The 15,113-nt window shown below is 69.7% G+C and carries 15 protein-coding genes and 1 tRNA gene; 6 read left to right on the top strand and 10 right to left on the bottom strand.

The genetic code is table 11. The features are described from left to right. Positions 1 to 2 precede the first annotated feature (2 nt). Positions 3 to 1,259 carry an MFS transporter gene (locus AC5JCN_RS17205; RefSeq protein WP_495756307.1) on the top strand — a complete coding sequence of 419 codons (1,257 nt, stop codon included), beginning with the start codon at positions 3 to 5 and terminating at the stop codon, positions 1,257 to 1,259. A gap of 68 nt (positions 1,260 to 1,327) precedes the next feature. On the opposite strand, the gene AC5JCN_RS17200 is transcribed toward AC5JCN_RS17205, so the two are convergent. After that, positions 1,328 to 1,403 (bottom strand) — tRNA-Ala (locus tag AC5JCN_RS17200). 101 nt (positions 1,404 to 1,504) lie between these two features. Beyond that, positions 1,505 to 1,882, bottom strand: coding sequence for a TIGR02300 family protein (locus AC5JCN_RS17195; RefSeq protein WP_495756306.1), 378 nt, complete (start codon positions 1,880 to 1,882; stop codon positions 1,505 to 1,507). A 370-nt stretch (positions 1,883 to 2,252) separates the two neighbouring features. Between AC5JCN_RS17195 and AC5JCN_RS17190 the strand changes: the two genes are divergently transcribed. The 4 genes from AC5JCN_RS17190 (at position 2,253) to rpsA (ending at position 8,657) form a co-directional block, all read left to right on the top strand. Continuing rightward, positions 2,253 to 4,394 carry a pentapeptide repeat-containing protein gene (locus tag AC5JCN_RS17190; protein ID WP_495756305.1) on the top strand — a complete coding sequence of 714 codons (2,142 nt, stop codon included), beginning with the start codon at positions 2,253 to 2,255 and terminating at the stop codon, positions 4,392 to 4,394. 164 nt (positions 4,395 to 4,558) lie between these two features. Then, positions 4,559 to 5,902, top strand: a complete 1,344-nt coding sequence (aroA, locus tag AC5JCN_RS17185; RefSeq protein ID WP_495756304.1) for a 3-phosphoshikimate 1-carboxyvinyltransferase — start codon at positions 4,559 to 4,561, stop codon at positions 5,900 to 5,902. A 184-nt stretch (positions 5,903 to 6,086) separates the two neighbouring features. Continuing rightward, complete coding sequence (gene cmk / locus AC5JCN_RS17180) at positions 6,087 to 6,725, top strand: (d)CMP kinase (protein ID WP_495756303.1); 639 nt, start codon at positions 6,087 to 6,089, stop codon at positions 6,723 to 6,725. Between the two features lie 213 nt (positions 6,726 to 6,938). After that, a complete protein-coding gene (rpsA, locus tag AC5JCN_RS17175) occupies positions 6,939 to 8,657 on the top strand; it encodes a 30S ribosomal protein S1 (RefSeq protein WP_495756302.1) in 1,719 nt (572 codons plus the stop codon). Between the two features lie 147 nt (positions 8,658 to 8,804). Here the strand turns inward: rpsA and AC5JCN_RS17170 are convergent, their stop codons facing one another. After that, complete coding sequence (locus AC5JCN_RS17170) at positions 8,805 to 9,086, bottom strand: YjiS-like domain-containing protein (RefSeq protein ID WP_495756301.1); 282 nt, start codon at positions 9,084 to 9,086, stop codon at positions 8,805 to 8,807. A gap of 119 nt (positions 9,087 to 9,205) precedes the next feature. Between AC5JCN_RS17170 and AC5JCN_RS17165 the strand changes: the two genes are divergently transcribed. Then, positions 9,206 to 10,144, top strand: coding sequence for a LysR substrate-binding domain-containing protein (locus tag AC5JCN_RS17165; RefSeq protein ID WP_495756300.1), 939 nt, complete (start codon positions 9,206 to 9,208; stop codon positions 10,142 to 10,144). A 76-nt stretch (positions 10,145 to 10,220) separates the two neighbouring features. Here the strand turns inward: AC5JCN_RS17165 and AC5JCN_RS17160 are convergent, their stop codons facing one another. The 7 genes from AC5JCN_RS17160 to AC5JCN_RS17130 form a co-directional block, all read right to left on the bottom strand. Next, the gene (locus AC5JCN_RS17160) at positions 10,221 to 11,816 is read right to left on the bottom strand and encodes a Y-family DNA polymerase (protein WP_495756299.1); all 1,596 of its coding nucleotides are present in this window, start codon (positions 11,814 to 11,816) and stop codon (positions 10,221 to 10,223) included. Continuing rightward, a complete protein-coding gene (locus AC5JCN_RS17155; protein ID WP_495756298.1) occupies positions 11,698 to 12,570 on the bottom strand; it encodes an ImuA family protein in 873 nt (290 codons plus the stop codon). The genes AC5JCN_RS17160 and AC5JCN_RS17155 overlap by 119 nt, the downstream gene beginning before the upstream one ends. 271 nt (positions 12,571 to 12,841) lie before the next feature. Further along, positions 12,842 to 13,333: a GNAT family N-acetyltransferase gene (locus AC5JCN_RS17150; RefSeq protein ID WP_495757670.1), complete on the bottom strand. Its 492-nt coding sequence runs from the start codon at positions 13,331 to 13,333 to the stop codon at positions 12,842 to 12,844. A gap of 107 nt (positions 13,334 to 13,440) precedes the next feature. After that, entirely contained in the window at positions 13,441 to 13,935 is a 495-nt protein-coding gene (locus AC5JCN_RS17145; RefSeq protein WP_495757669.1) for an RES family NAD+ phosphorylase, read from the bottom strand. Positions 13,936 to 13,946: 11 nt separating this feature from the next. Continuing rightward, a complete protein-coding gene (locus AC5JCN_RS17140) occupies positions 13,947 to 14,297 on the bottom strand; it encodes an antitoxin Xre/MbcA/ParS toxin-binding domain-containing protein (protein WP_495756297.1) in 351 nt (116 codons plus the stop codon). 78 nt (positions 14,298 to 14,375) lie between these two features. Then, entirely contained in the window at positions 14,376 to 14,705 is a 330-nt protein-coding gene (locus tag AC5JCN_RS17135; protein WP_495756296.1) for a helix-turn-helix domain-containing protein, read from the bottom strand. Then, positions 14,702 to 15,067, bottom strand: coding sequence for a type II toxin-antitoxin system RelE/ParE family toxin (locus AC5JCN_RS17130; RefSeq protein WP_495756295.1), 366 nt, complete (start codon positions 15,065 to 15,067; stop codon positions 14,702 to 14,704). The genes AC5JCN_RS17135 and AC5JCN_RS17130 overlap by 4 nt, the downstream gene beginning before the upstream one ends. Positions 15,068 to 15,113: the final 46 nt, after the last annotated feature.

Here is a 15,113-nt window from a genome sequence, read left to right as displayed (position 1 = left end):
CCATGACCATCGCCTCCCCCGCCGCCGGACAGGTGCCCCGGTCCGCCGCCGACCGCTCGATCCGGGCTCTCGGCGCCGTCAATTTTTTCCTCGCCGACGTGCGGGACGGGCTCGGGCCCTTCCTCGGCGTCTTCCTGATCGAGAAGGGCTGGAACACCGGCACGATCGGCCTCGTGATGACCGCCGGCGGCCTTGCCGGCATGCTGGCCACCACGCCCTTCGGCGCGCTCGCCGACGCGACGAAGGCCAAGCGGCTCGTCGTCGGCATCTGCGCGGCGCTCACCATCGTCGCTTCGCTCGCCATCCTGATTCTGCCGTCGGTGGCGATCGTCACCGCCTCGCAGATCGCCACGGGGATCGCCGGAGCCGCCATCGGCCCCGCCATCGCCGGCCTGACCCTCGGCCTCGTCGGCCAGGCGGGCCTCGCGCACCAGCTCGGGCGAAACGAGGCGTGGAACCACGGCGGCAACGTCATCGCAGCCGCGCTGGCCGGCCTGTTCGGCTGGCTCTACGGCCTCGTCGCGGTGTTCGCGCTGATGACGGCCATGGCCGTGCTCTCCATCGCGAGCCTGCTGTTCATCGACCCCAGCCGCATCGACCACGCGGCCGCGCGCGGGCTGGAGCGCTCCTCGGAGGGCGCTTCAGAGGCGCCCGCGAGCTTCGCCGTGCTCTGGCGCTGCACGCCGCTGCTGGTGCTGGCGGGAACGATGATGCTCTTCCACCTCGGCAACGGCGCGCTGCTGCCGCTGCTCGGCCAGCAAGCGGCGGCGCAACGTGCCTCCGTCGATCCGGCCGCCTACACCGCGGCCACCATCATCATCGCCCAGCTGACGATGATCCCGATGGCGCTCGGTGCGTCCCGGGTCGCCGAATCGCGTGGCTATCTCCCGATCCTCGTCGCGGCGCTGGTGGCCCTGCCGGTGCGCGCCCTCATCGCCGCGGGGTGGGGAAGCGTCTGGGCCGTGGTGCCCGTGCAGATCCTCGACGGCGTCGGCGCAGGGCTGCTCGGCGTCGCCGTGCCCGGCCTGGTCGCCCGCATCCTGCGCGGAACCGGCCACGTCAATGCCGGCCTCGGCGCGGTGATGACGGTGCAGGGCGTGGGTGCCTCGCTGAGCCCGGCGATCGCCGGCTTCGTGGCCCAGCGTCTCGGTTTCCCCGCGGCCTATCTCATGCTCGGCGGCTTCGCCCTTGCCGGCCTCATCCTGTGGTGGACGATGGCGGGCGTCACCCGCGCGTCATGCGCCGCGGGCAAATCCTGACCTCAAGCAACCCCAAAATGAAAAACCGCGCCAGCGGCGCGGTTGCTTCAAGATCGTCGAAAGAGAACTGGTGGAGCCAAGCGGGATCGAACCGCTGACCTCTTGAATGCCATTCAAGCGCTCTCCCAGCTGAGCTATGGCCCCACTGCAGTTCGTCACGGAGATCTGGGGACCTCCGGGGAGGCGAACCTCCGCGCCGCCTGTTCCGGCGGCGGGCTGTCCTATAGACCCCCCCGTCCGGCGGATCAAGCCTCTTCGTCGTCCTCGATGTCGCCGTCGATGAGGTCGGCCACGTCGTCGTCGCCTTCCTCCTCCTCGGCGAGGAAGGTGTCGTCGTCGGCCACGTCGTCCTCGATCTCGACGCCGTCATCGGCAACCGCCTCGGCGGACTCCTCCGCCTCGACCTCGTCGAGCGAGACGAGTTCCGGCCCGGCGGCCGTGTCGAGCTCGGTCTCTTCTTCCTCGACAGGACGAGCCGCCACGACCTCGGGGCGGCCGCGGACCGTCGCCACCTGGAACGGCGTTCCGCATTTCGGGCAGATGATCGGGTCTTTGCTGAGGTCGTAGAACTTGGTGCCGCAGCTCTGGCATTGGCGCTTGGTGCCGAGTTCCGGTTTCGCCACGGGTTGAGCCTCGATGTGAATGGGAAGCGCACCCCGTTAGTCGCGGCGCGGGCGGCTGTCAACGGTGGTCCTCGTTCGGCCAATGGACAGACGAAGGGAAGGCAGGAGTCATCCCGGCCGAAGCGCAGCGGAGAGCCGGGAGCAAGGCACGCCGTCCGGCTTGGCCCTGGATAGCGTGTCTGCCCCGTGCACGGGCGCGCCTGACCCGCCGTCGTGCAGCACAACCCGACTGCACGTGCCGTTCCCTTCTCCGGAGCGGCCGCCGCTTGCTACGTTCACGCTGCCCCGCGCGGCCCCGTTGGCGCGGCCCGCACCCTTCTTCCGACGCGGCCGTCTGCTCCGCCGCGCCGCTGGCCGGAGCCATGGCGCCATGCGCGACCGCTCGGAACTCGACGCGCTCCTCGCGGCCCTGAACCGCTCGGCCGAGCGCATGCAGGCGCTCTGGTTTACCTTCATTGGCCTGACGCTCTATTTCGTTCTGACGGCGCTGACCACCACGCATCGCATGCTGCTTCTTGAAGAGCCGCAGAATTTGCCCATCGTAAACCTGAAGGTACCGCTTCTACCCTTCTACGTCATTGCGCCGATTTTCTATCTGGGTTTGCATTTCTACGTGCTGCTTATGCTTGTTCTGCTGTCACGCTCGGCCAAGGTCTTTGAGGTTAGCCTCGGCGACACTCTGCCCATTGAGAGCGAGCGGGAGCGCTACCGCATGCGGCTGGAGAATGCGCCATTCCTGCAAATGCTGTGCGGAGCCAGGGAAGAGCGGACTGGATTCAACAGCCTGGTGCTCGCGCTCATGGCGGCACTCACGGTTGCTGTCGCTCCCGTCGTGACGCTGGTCGTGATGCAATGGCAGTTCCTGCCCTATCACCATTGGCGCATCACCTGGCTGCACCGGCTTCTGGCAGGCCTCGACATGGTTCTGGTGACGCTTCTCTGGCGTGGCTTCCGCTACCGGTGGGGACGGGCTTTGCCGAGAGGTCCCGGTGCGTTCTGGCGCGGCCGCAGGCGTTTCTGGCAGCTTCGGCTTCCGCCTGCCGTGATGGCCAGGGCCGTTCCGTGGCTGGTCGTCGTCTGGCTGAGCGGGTGCGAAGGCCGATGGGCGGGGGAACCGGGACTCGACCCAACGGACCTCGGCGACGTCAGCAGACTTCATGTCCTGGGGATTTCGGGTTTGTTGCTGCGGGGTCCGCCGCCGCGAGATCCCACACTCGGCGACCGGGTGGCGGCCGCGATCAGGGATCACGGGTTGCGGCCCCTTTACTGGAGCGGTCTCTTCGCCGACCGCCTGGCCCTGTCTCGCGAAATCATCGTCGGAACGTCCAGACTCGACGAGGTCAAGCGCGAGCGGGACTCTGCCGACGATCCCCGCCGCCTGCTGCCGACGCGCGACTTCAAGGGTCGTGACTTCACCCTCGCCGACTTCTCGGGTTCAGACCTCCGGGGCGTCGACTTCGCAGCCGTCGAACGCTTCGATGGATCACCTGACGTGCGCACCAGCCTTTGGCGCGCCAATCTCAACGCCGCGCTGCTGGCCGAAGCGCGGTTCCGCAAGGCCGACATGCGGGACGCCAGGATGGCCTCCGCCAGGCTGGATGCGGCCGATCTCACGGGGGCCGACCTGTCCGGTGGCGACCTCCGAAGCGCCGTCATGGACGGCGTTGCCGCTCCTTTCGCCAAGCTCCATTGCACGCTCCTCCAGCGTGTCTCGGCCCGTGGCGCGAGTTTCGACTCCGCCACGATGACCGGTGCGGACCTGCGTGGCGCAGACCTCCGTGGCGTTCTTCTCACGGGAGCGGCGATGCGCCTCGCCGATCTGCGACGCACCGACCTGACGGGCGCGCGGATCGCCGACGCCTTCCTGGAAGGCTCTTTGCTGCAGGGTGCGAACGGCTCCGCAGTGGATTTTGTTGGCAACCAGACATTCGGAGCGGACCTGGACGAACCGCTCGTCGGCCCGGAATCTTTCCTGTCCAAGAGCTTGATCGAGCGAACCCGATCGAAGCCCGTCATGCAGGCTTGGCGATGGGACGGCGGCGGCAGGGTGGCCACGGATATCGCTTTGACGGAGACGGAGGTCGGACGCTGGCTCCGGGACGGCGAAGACCCTTTTCCGCCGCCCTCCTGCTCCATAGGCTCGCAGAGCGACCTGGAAGAGAACCTGCTGCGCCTTCTCCGCGATCCCTCCTCCGCCAATGAGGCCGACGCCTTCTGGGCCGATGTGCAAAGCCGTTCCGAAGCCAGCGACCCGGACGGGTCTCGGCACCGCGAAGCGCAGGCGAAAGCGCTGGGCGATCTCGCCTGCCAACCGGACGGAGCGCCATACGTCGCACGCGGTCTCATCGCATGGCGGCTGCCAGAACTGGACCAGCGCGGCCGCGACCTGGTGAAGGCGCAATTGAAGGCGGGTGGGCAAGCTGCACCGGCCTGCCCGGCTGCTGCCAAGCTGACACCGTCGGACTGGCTGAACCTGGAGTCGCCGAGGCCGGCGTTCGACGGGTTCGACTAACACTGCGACTGGGCCGGACGCGTGGGGCAGGATCCACACCCGTCTCAATGCCAGGCAAGGAGGTCTTCCGTCTTCGATCCCTCCCCCCGTGACCTCGCCGTCCCCCCGTGCTAGGGGCACCTGCGCCGGCGCGGGGGCCGGTGGGTGCAGAGCGGAGCCGATCCTTGTCCAGCCATGCCGGTAGCCCTTCGCCGCTCACCGCCACGCGCGGGGGTCCGCTGCGTGGCCGCGTGCGGGTGCCGGGCGACAAGTCGATCTCGCACCGCTCGCTCATCTTCGGGCTGCTCAGCGTCGGCGAGACGGCGGTCGAGGGCCTGTTGGAGGGCGACGACGTGCTGCGCACGGCCGAGGCCTGCCGGGCGCTGGGCGCCACTGTCGACCGGCTCGGGCCGGGACGCTGGCGTGTGCGCGGCGTCGGCGTGGGCGGCCTCTCCGAGCCCGCCGGCGTGCTCGACTTCGGCAATGCCGGCACCGGTTCGCGCCTGATGATGGGCGTGGTCGGCGGCAACGCCATCACGGCGACGTTCGACGGCGATGCCTCACTGCGCAAGCGGCCGATGCGGCGCATCCTCGACCCGCTGGTCGAGATGGGCGTCGAGGTGGTTTCCGAGGCGCCGGGCGGGCGCTGCCCCATCACCATCCGCGGCGCGCGCGACCCGCTGCCGATCACCTACCGCACGCCCGTGGCCTCGGCGCAGATCAAGTCGGCCGTGCTGCTCGCCGCCCTCAACGCGCCGGGCGTCACGACCGTCATCGAGAGCGAGGCCTCGCGCGACCATACCGAGAAGATGCTCGCCTATTTCGGCGCCGAGGTGGTGGTGACGCCCGAGGGCGAGCATGGCCGCCGGGTCGCGCTGACCGGCCGGCCGGAGCTGCGCCCGGCGCCGGTCGTCGTGCCCTGCGACCCGTCGTCGGCCGCCTTCCCCATGGTCGCAGCCCTGATCGTCGAGGGCTCGGACGTGGTGCTGGAAGGCGTCATGATGAACCCGCTTCGCACCGGCCTGCTCACCACGCTGACCGAGATGGGCGCCGAGATCACGGTGCTCGACCGCCGCCAGGAAGGCGGCGAGGAGGTCGCCGACCTGCGCGTGCGTACCTCGTCCCTCACCGGCGTCGACGTGCCTGCCGGGCGGGCGCCGTCGATGATCGACGAGTACCCGATCCTCGCCGTCGCCGCGTCCTTCGCCACGGGGGAGACGCGCATGCGCGGCCTGCACGAGCTGCGCGTCAAGGAGAGCGACCGGCTCCAGGCGGTGGCCGATGGCCTCGCCGCTGCCGGTGTCGACCACGCCATCGAGGGGGACGACCTGATCGTGCGCGGCTCGGGCGGACGGGTGAAGGGCGGCGGCTCGGTGAAGACGCATCTCGACCACCGCATCGCCATGAGCTTTCTCGTCATGGGCATGGCGTCGGACAAGCCGATGACCGTCGACGACAGCAAGACGATCGAGACGAGCTTCCCGGTCTTCGTGCCGCTGATGGGCGGGCTCGGGGCGCAGTTCTCGTGAGCGGCAGTCCCGGACCGCGGACCTCGATGTCCGCTGCTTCTGTGGCGTCCTGGGAAAGCGGGTCTGAAAACCCGCGGTCCGGCATGGGACTTCGGACCTCCAGGTTCGCCCTTGTCTTTTCCGGCGGGGTGGAAGAGTTGTCCGGAGACACGCGGTCCGAGCACTTCCAGACGACGAGGCCAGCATGATCATCGCCATCGACGGGCCGGCGGCCTCGGGCAAGGGCACCCTCGCGCGCCGGCTGGCGGTGCATCTCGGGCTGCCGCATCTCGACACCGGCCTGCTCTACCGGGCCGTCGCCCGCGCCCTCCTCGATTTCGACCATCCGCTGAAGGACGAGCAGGCGGCGGTGCGCGCGGCGCAGGCGCTCGATCCCTCGCACCTCGACGAGACGCGGCTGCGCGGGCGCGAGATGGGCGAGGCGGCGTCGGTCGTCGCCGCCATCCCGGCCGTGCGCACGGCACTGACCGACTTCCAGCGCGCCTTCGCCGGGCGGCCGGGCGGCGCGGTGCTGGACGGGCGTGACATCGGCACGGTCATCTGCCCGCATGCCGACGTGAAGATCTTCGTCACGGCGTCGCCCGAGGAACGCGCGCGGCGGCGTCACCGCGAGCTCGCAGGCAGGGGCGAGCAGACGGCCTACGAGGACATCCTCGACGACATCAGGCGCCGCGACGCGCGCGATTCCGGCCGCAGCACGGCGCCTTTGGCCGCCGCGGGCGACGCACGCTTGCTCGACACGACCGCTTTGGATATAGAGCAGGCCTTCAGGGAGGCCCTCGGCATCGTCGAGGGTGCCCGCCCGGGCCGGAAATCGGCCTGAGGATTGCCGGTTCCGGGCGCTTCGCCCGCCCCGGCGGACCTCGTCCGGACGGCGTCTCCCCGAACGTCACACTGAACCAGGACCACGCTCCCGACCGCCGGTTCGCGCCGGCCCGCTCATGCGGGGCCCCACTCCCGGGGGCATCGGCGGAACGGAGCCAACGCAACACGAACCCCCGGCGCCCGGGCCCAGAGCGGCCCACCAGGAGAACAAATGTCCGCAGCTGTCCAGAAAACCCCGAGCCGTGAGGATTTCGCCGCCCTTCTCGACGAGTCCTTTGCCCAGTCGGACGCCCTCGAAGGGTCCGTCATCAAGGGCATCGTCGTCGCTATCGAGAAGGACATGGCCGTCATCGACGTCGGCCTGAAGACCGAGGGCCGCGTGGCCCTGCGCGAATTCTCCGGCCCGGGCCGGGAAGGCACGCTGAACGTCGGTGACGAGGTCGAGGTTTATCTCGACCGCATCGAGAACGCGCTCGGCGAAGCCGTCATCTCGCGCGACAAGGCGCGCCGCGAGGAGAGCTGGGTCAAGCTCGAGGCTGCCTATGAGCGCAACGAGAAGGTGAACGGCGTCATCTTCAACCAGGTCAAGGGCGGCTACACGGTCGACCTCGACGGCGCCGTGGCCTTCCTGCCGCGCTCGCAGGTCGACATCCGCCCGATCCGCGACGTCACCCCGCTGATGGGCGTGCCGCAGCCGTTCCAGATCCTCAAGATGGACCGCCGCCGCGGCAACATCGTCGTGTCGCGCCGCACGGTTCTCGAGGAGACCCGCGCCGAGGCCCGTTCCGAGCTCGTGGCCAACCTCGAGGAAGGCCAGACCGTCGACGGCGTCGTCAAGAACATCACCGAGTACGGCGCCTTCGTCGACCTCGGCGGCATTGACGGCCTGCTGCATGTCACCGACATGGCGTGGCGCCGCGTGAACCATCCGTCCGAGGTGGTCACCATCGGCCAGCAGCTCAAGGTCAAGATCATCAAGATCAACCATGAGACGCACCGCATCTCGCTCGGCATCAAGCAGCTGCTTGCCGACCCGTGGGAGGGCATCGAGGCCAAGTATCCGGTCAATGCCCGCTTCACCGGCCGCGTCACCAACATCACCGACTACGGCGCCTTCGTGGAGCTGGAGCCGGGGATCGAGGGCCTGATCCACGTCTCCGAGATGTCGTGGACCAAGAAGAACGTCCATCCCGGCAAGATCGTCTCCACCTCCCAGGAAGTGGACGTGCAGATCCTCGAGGTGGATCCGGTCAAGCGCCGCATCTCGCTGGGCCTCAAGCAGACCCTGCAGAACCCGTGGGAGGGCTTCTCCGAGAAGCATCCCGCCGGCGCCGTGGTCGAGGGCGAGGTCAAGAACAAGACAGAGTTCGGCCTCTTCATCGGCCTCGACGGCGACGTGGACGGCATGGTCCACCTCTCCGACCTCGACTGGAACCGTCCGGGCGAGCAGGTCATCGAGGAGTTCAAGAAGGGCGACATGGTGCGCGCCGTGGTTCTCGACGTCGATGTCGAGAAGGAGCGCATCTCGCTCGGCATCAAGCAGCTCGGCGGCGATCCCTTCGCCGACGCGGCCGCTGCCGGCGACCTCAAGAAGAACGCCGTCGTCACCTGCGAGGTGATCGAGGTCAAGGAGTCCGGGCTGGAGGTGAAGATCACCGGCACCGACCTGACGACCTTCATCAAGCGCTCGGAGCTCGCCCGCGAGCGTTCCGATCAGCGCCCCGAGCGCTTCGCCCCCGGCGAGAAGCTCGATGCCCGCGTCACCATGTTCGACCGCAAGTCGCGCAAGGTGCAGGTCTCGATCAAGGCGCTCGAGATGTACGAGGAGAAGGAAGCCATCGCCCAGTACGGCTCGGCCGATGCCGGCGCCTCCCTCGGCGACATCCTCGGTGCCGCCCTGAAGCGCGCCAACAAGAACGGCAAGGAGTGATCCTGCCCTTGAGCCGGGCTTCGGCCCGGCGCTGAGACGAAAAAACCCGCGCGGAGCGATCCGCGCGGGTTATTTCTTGGGGCTGTCGCAGTGCCGTTTTCGTCGTCGCGGCCTCTGGCCGGCGCAGCGGTGGTGCATGATCCGGCCTCAGTGCCGGCGCGACCACCGCCTGCGTTCTTCCGCCCGCGTCGCCAGCATCTGGGTGGGGTCCTCGCCGGCCTTGTAGGCGGAGGCGTCGATGACGTCCTGGCGGCTCAGCCCGATGTCGCGCAACTCGTGTTCCGACATGCCTGCCAGCACGGCGTATTCCTGCCGGATGCGCCAGGCCTGCACCGGCCACGCGACGATCTGCCAGACGAGCCGCAGCGCCCGCCGTGTTCCCGTTTCTCTCATACCCGCGCAATCGCGGGTGGTGACGCTCGCAACCATCTCTGTCTCCCGTCGTTTCGCGCCGGTGGATTGCCCGGCCACATCAGGAGAATGGGGCAGGCCGATTGATCGGTCCAACGAATGGTTGTAATGTCGGCAATCGAAAAACGAGATCGATCATGCTCGACACAGACCAGCTCCGCTCCTTCGTCGCCATCGTCGACACCGGCAGTTTCACCCGCGCCGCGGAGCGGGTGAACAAGACCCAGTCGGCCGTTTCGATGCACATACGCCGGCTTGAGGAACAGCTCGGCCGCGCCCTATTCCTCAAGCAGGGCCGCGGCGTGAAACTGTCCGACGACGGCGAGAAGCTGGTCGAATACGCCCGCCGCATGCTGGAACTGGAGGCGCAGGCGCTGGCGGACATCTCGCGCAAGGCGCTGGCCGGACGCATCCGCTTCGGCATCCCGGACGACTACGCCGAGACGTTCATCCCCGAGATCATGAGCCGCTTCGGCCGGCGCCACCCGCTCGTCGAGATGACGGTGGTGTGCGAGGACAGCCTGACGCTGTGCGACAGGGTCGCGGCACGCGAGGTCGACATGGCGGTGGTGACGGTGTGCAGCGACGTGCGCGGCGCCGAGATCCTGCGCCAGGAGCCCCTGTACTGGGTAACCGGTGCGGCCTCCCGCGCGCACGAGGCACGGCCGCTCCCGCTCGCCCTCTCCGGCCCGTCCTGCGCCTGGCGCGCCGAGGCCACCGACTCGCTGCAGTCCGCCGGCATCCCCTGGCGGCAGATGCTCGTTTCCGCCAACCACGCCGCCATCGGCCCGGTGGTCAGCGCCGGCCTCGCCGTCACCGTGCTGCCCGCCAGCGGCCTTCGCACAAGCATGCGCATCCTCGACCAGCGCGACGGGTTGCCGGCCCTGTCGATGAATGCCATCGGCCTGATCGAGGGGCACGACCGGCGCTCGGCCGAGGCGGTTGCGCTGGCCGAGGAGATCCGCGCGACGCTGAAATCGTCCGCGGTGGTCGCTCCGGCGCTGCGCGTGCCCGACCCGCCGCCGCCCTTCGAAGGCGTGACGCCGCTCAGGGCCAGGGCGCGCAGCGCGGGGTAGCACCGGAGCGCGCGTCTCCAGACGCGCCTTTTCCGGCGCGGTGGAATGCGGGTCGGGAGACCCGCGCTCCGCGCCTCTACCCGAACAGCCCGTGCATGAACCAGCGCGGCGTCAGCGTCTCGCGGCCCCACAGGCCCTCCCGGTAGACCCAGAAGCGCAGGCCGGCCTCGTCCTCGACGCGGAAATAGTCGCGCGTCAGCGTGTCGTCGGCCATGCGCCACCATTCCGGCGCGATGCGCTCCGGCCCTTCGGCGCGGCGCACGGCGTGCAGGACGCGGCGCCAGCGAAAGCGGATGGGCGGGCCGTCCGGGATTTCGGCCAAAGCCTCGATGCGCTCCGGCGGGTCGAAGAGGCGCAGTGGACGCGCCGGGCTTTCCGATGCCGGGTCCCATGCGGCCCAGCCCGCTCCTCCGGCAGCGGCCCGCGCCAGCGCCTGGGCGGGAACGGCGAGGCTCGCCCGTTCCGGCCAATGCGATTCCACCGGTGCCAGGGCCAGCACGCGCCGTGCGCCGAAGCGCGCGCCGAGCCGGTCCGCAAGGTCGTCCAGGGCGCCCTCGTCCTCGCCATGGCTGTCGAGACCGGTCTGGGCGGGGTCCAGGCGCTCGGTGTGGAGCGCCGAGAGGCGCAGCACGTCGAAGCCGAAGCCGGGATCCACCGGATCGGCTAGCGCGTCCAGCCGCTCGCGGAAGAGGCGCAGCACTCCGTCGGGGTCGCGCAAGGGCCGGGCGGTCTCGACGGCGAGGCGGCGCACCGCGCCGTCGGCGCGGAAGAAGACGAGCTCCAGCCGCCGCGAGCCCTCGCCGCGGCGCTCCAGCACCTCCGCGAGATCGGCTGCGAGGGACAGGATGGACCGGCGCACGTCGTCCTCGTGGCCGATCGGCTCGGCGAAGCGGCGCTCCGCCGTGCAGGCGGGCAGCGGCCGGCGCGGCGAGATGGGCTCGCCCGCCCGCCCCAGCGCCCGGTCCAGGCCATCGAGGAGACGCATCCCGAATCGGGCGGCGAGGGGGCCGCGCGCCCGCGCGTCGAGGTCCCCCACCAGCTTCAGGCCGAGCCTGTCGAGCGCCGCCAGCGCCTCCGGCGGAAGGCCGAGGGCCGCGACGGGCAGGGCCGACACCGCCTCGCGCTCGCCTCCGGGGGGCACGACCAGCCCGCGCCCGCTCTCCGGCGCCAGGCGGGCCAGAGCCCTTGCGGCGAGCGCCGTGCCGGCGATGGCCCCGCGCACGGAGAAGCCGGCACCGCCGAGGCGGCGCAGCAGGTCTCGCAACAACCCCTCCTCGCCGCCGAAGAGATGGGCGGAGCCGCCGATGTCGAGCACGAGGCCGTCCGCCGGCTGCAGCCCGATGAACGGGGTGTAGCGCTCCGCCCAGTCGGCCAGCGCTTCGAGGAGGGCTGCGTCAGCGTCCGGATCCGCCTCCGCCACGGCGATGCCGGGATGCAGCGCGCGCGCCGTGGCGAGCGCCATGCCCGGCGAAAGGCCTGCGGCGGATGCGGCGGCGTCGAGGCAGGCGACGCGCAGCGCGCCTGCCACCTTCTCCACCACCACGAGCGGCGCGTCAGCCGGCGCGGCGGACGGCGTCTTCTCCCGCCGGGCGGCGCGGCGCAGCCGGTCGCTGGCGAGGCGGGGAAACCACACCGCCGCCAGGCGCGGCAGGGTCGCGGAGGCATCGCTCATCGGGATCCCACTCCATGATCCAGCGGCCGCCCTCGCCTGCCCCGCCGGTCTGCCGGCAGCGCAGGAGGACGGCCTCGAAGGCCGGGCGGCCCAGCGCGGTCCAGGGCCCGGCGGCCGGGAGGGCGAGGCTGGGCGCGGCTGAGACCAGCCAGCGCGTCGCCCCGCCCCCGGTGGCGCCGTGGCCGCCGCTGCGCAGCACGAGGGCGCTGACGCCGGAGGCCTCGGCGGCGAGCACCAGCCGGCGCATGGCGGTGAGGTCGAGGGCGCGCGGATCGCCCCAGGGCTCCACCAGCACGCCGGCGAGCGCGGCACAGCGCAGCCCCTCCTCGGCGGCGCGCAGCACGGCCCTGGCATCGGGAGCGGCGACGAGCCGCAGGCGCGAGGGATCGAGCCCGAAGCAGGCGAGGCCGGGCCCGTAGGGTTCGCCCGTCTCGCGGGCGGCGATGTCCTGCCGCACCCAGAGCCAGGGCTGTCTTCCTCCCGAGAGCCGGGCCAGGCAGGCGAGGGCGAAGCCGGTCGTTGCCGCCTCGTGGCCGGGTGCGGCCGGATGCAGCTCGTGCAGGCCGCCGCGCGCCAGCCCGCCGCCGAGCGCCGCGTCCGCCGCCTGGTGGCCGAGCGGGACGGGACGGCGTGCGCCCTCCAGCGCCCGCGTGCCGCCATCCGCGCCGATTGCGGCGACGCGCTGGCGCAGGGCTGCGAGGGAACCCTGGCGGGATGGCTGCAAGGCAAGCGGGGACGGCGCGGATGCGGGCATGGCTCCACGGGGTTTCGGGTTCTGAGACCGGGCAAAAGGGCTCCCGTCCGGGCTTCCGCAGGTCATGCGGCTATCCCGGCGAGCCCCTTCACAACGGCGGCGAAGGCGGAATGTTCTGTTTCTGTTCTATTGGATTCCAGAGGCGGGCCGCAGAGTCAACGGGACTCTGACTCGGCCGTGTATTCCCGGCCGCGAGTCGGGCGGCCGCCGCTGCCATCCCGGCGGGTTCCTGCACCCTCGAGATGCATGAGGACGGTAGCCTTCTGTCGCCCTACCCGAGCGTCTTCTGCATGAAGACGAGGTCGAGCCAGCGGTCGAACTTCCAGCCGACCTCCTTCAGCCGGCCGGTCTCGACAAAGCCGAAGCCCTGGTGGAAATGGATCGACGCTGTGTTTCCGGCCTCGATCCCGGCGATCATCACATGCTTTCCGAGGTCTCCTGCAGCTGCGATCAGTGGCTCCATCAGGAGCTTGCCGACACCCTTGCCGTGGTGGTGGCGGTGCACGTAGATCGCGTGCTCAACCGTGTGGGCATAGCCCTCCCAGGGCCGGAAATCTCCGAAAGTGGCATAGCCCAGCACCTCGCCGTCCATGGCCGCCACCAGGAACGGGTAGTGCTTGGCGCGCCGCTCGCGCAGCACGGCGCGGCGGTTCTCGATGTCGGTGGTATGCCAGCTCCAGATCGCCGTCGAGTTCAGCACCGCGTCGTTGTGGATGTCGAGGATGCCCGGCAGGTCGGCCTCGGTGGCGTCGCGGATATGGATCAGGGAGGCGAAGGTCATGGCGGCGTCCCGACGGGGTGACGCGGGCAGGATGCCCGGGCGTCGCGGGGTGCGCAATGTTCCGTTGCCGCTGGGCCTTGTCCCCTTCGTCAGGAGAGGCGGCCCTCGTCGTCGATCAGGGTGAGGCGGGTGGGCGTGGCATCCCCCCAGCGCCACAGGACCAGGTTGAGGTCTGCGTCCGTCGAGCCCGGCGCGAAGCTGCGCGCGAGCAGCGCGTTGAAGCCGCGCTCGAGCAACCGGCGCGCGAGGGCCTGGGCCGGCGCGATGCCGGCCGCTTTCATGCGGTCGCGCCAGGACGCGTCAGTTATGTCCTCCGGATCGAGCCCCTGCTCCTGAAGCGCGGCCTCGTCCCGGGTGTCGAAAATGCCGTCGATGTCGGCCTCGTAGGATACGAGGGTCGTGGGCTGGAGTGTGCCGGCCTGGTTGGCCTCGCGCAGCGCCGTCAGGACGGAGAGCGAGCAGTACAGTGCGGGGGTTCCGATCGGGTTGAAGCGGCCGCCATAGAGCGAAGCGCCCTTGCCTGAGAGCGGCTCACGGGCATAGACGGGGTTCAGGGCACGAAACAGCCGGCCCTGGTAGCGCAGCATCGGCGCGCTCAGGCGTGTACGCCCGCATCGACGGCGTCGATATAGTCCAGAACCTCGCCTGCCCGCCCGCTCCTGACGAGTTGCATCGCGGTATGGCCGGAAAACCCCGGCAAGGGTTGCGAGCGGTACCAGGCATAGGCGAGCAACGCCGATCCGAAGCGCGGCTCCAGTTTGTTGATGATCTCCACCATCTCGCGGAGGCGGCGCTGTGTCCGGTCGGCCCGCACGCGATCCTTTCGCTGCACGGCGTCCCGGCCCAGCCCGGCCGTACGGGCGACCTCCTCGCTCGTCGTACGCAGCGCCTCCGCGATCTTGCGCGGGACGAAATAACCATCGTCGGCGTACTGGGCGAGCGCCATTGAGCGAACCTGGACCACATGCATTGACGCAAAATAGCGTCAGAAAGCGTGGAGTTCAAGACGCTGGCGCTTGCGGCTCTAGAGAATCGCGTCGATCCCCTTGCGCCGTGCCAGGGACAGCAGCTTCAGCGACGGTCCGCTCGGTTTCTTCTCGCCGCGCTCCCACTGGCTCACGAGCGAGGTCGTGACGTTGAGTGCCATGGCGAAGACGGCCTGGCTCATCTGCGCATCCTCGCGGATCCGGCGAATGTCGTCTGGCGCGAGCGGCGAGACGTCGGTCAGGCAGGTGACGTCGAACTCGCGCATCGTCGCCTTGTCGAGGGCGCCAATGGAATGAAGGTCCTTTGCGAGAATATGGACAGAGCGCAGAACGTCGCTCCGATATGTCTTGCGCTTCCGGGCAGTCATTCGATTCTGCTCCATTTGCCAGCCCTGACGAGGTCCCGGATCTCTTCGGCCCCTAGCTGGGCGAGCTGTTTGGCGGTTCTGCGCAGTGCGTCGAGCTCCCGTGGGCTCAAGTCGCTCTGACGGTTCTTTGCGTAAATATGGATGAAAACCACGTGGTGCTCGTGCTTGAGGAAGAGCACGCTGCGGGCGCCGCCTGATTTGCCGCGGCCTTGTGCCTGCACCCTCTGCTTGATCAGCCCGCTTCCAAGCTGCGCGTCGATGCTCCCCCGTTCGATCCGCGCCACTGCCGCGAGGAGCGCATGGTGCGCTATGCCCATACGCTCCGCACGCTGGAGAAAATCAGCGTGAGCGAAAATCTCCATCCGCGGAAAAGCCTGAGAAAGGGACAAAGAAAATCGACAACGTACT

The sequence above is a fragment of the Alsobacter sp. genome, from assembly GCF_059501845.1.
The sequence above is the reverse complement of the archived record's forward strand: the minus strand, read 5'-3'. Positions and strand labels throughout refer to the sequence as shown.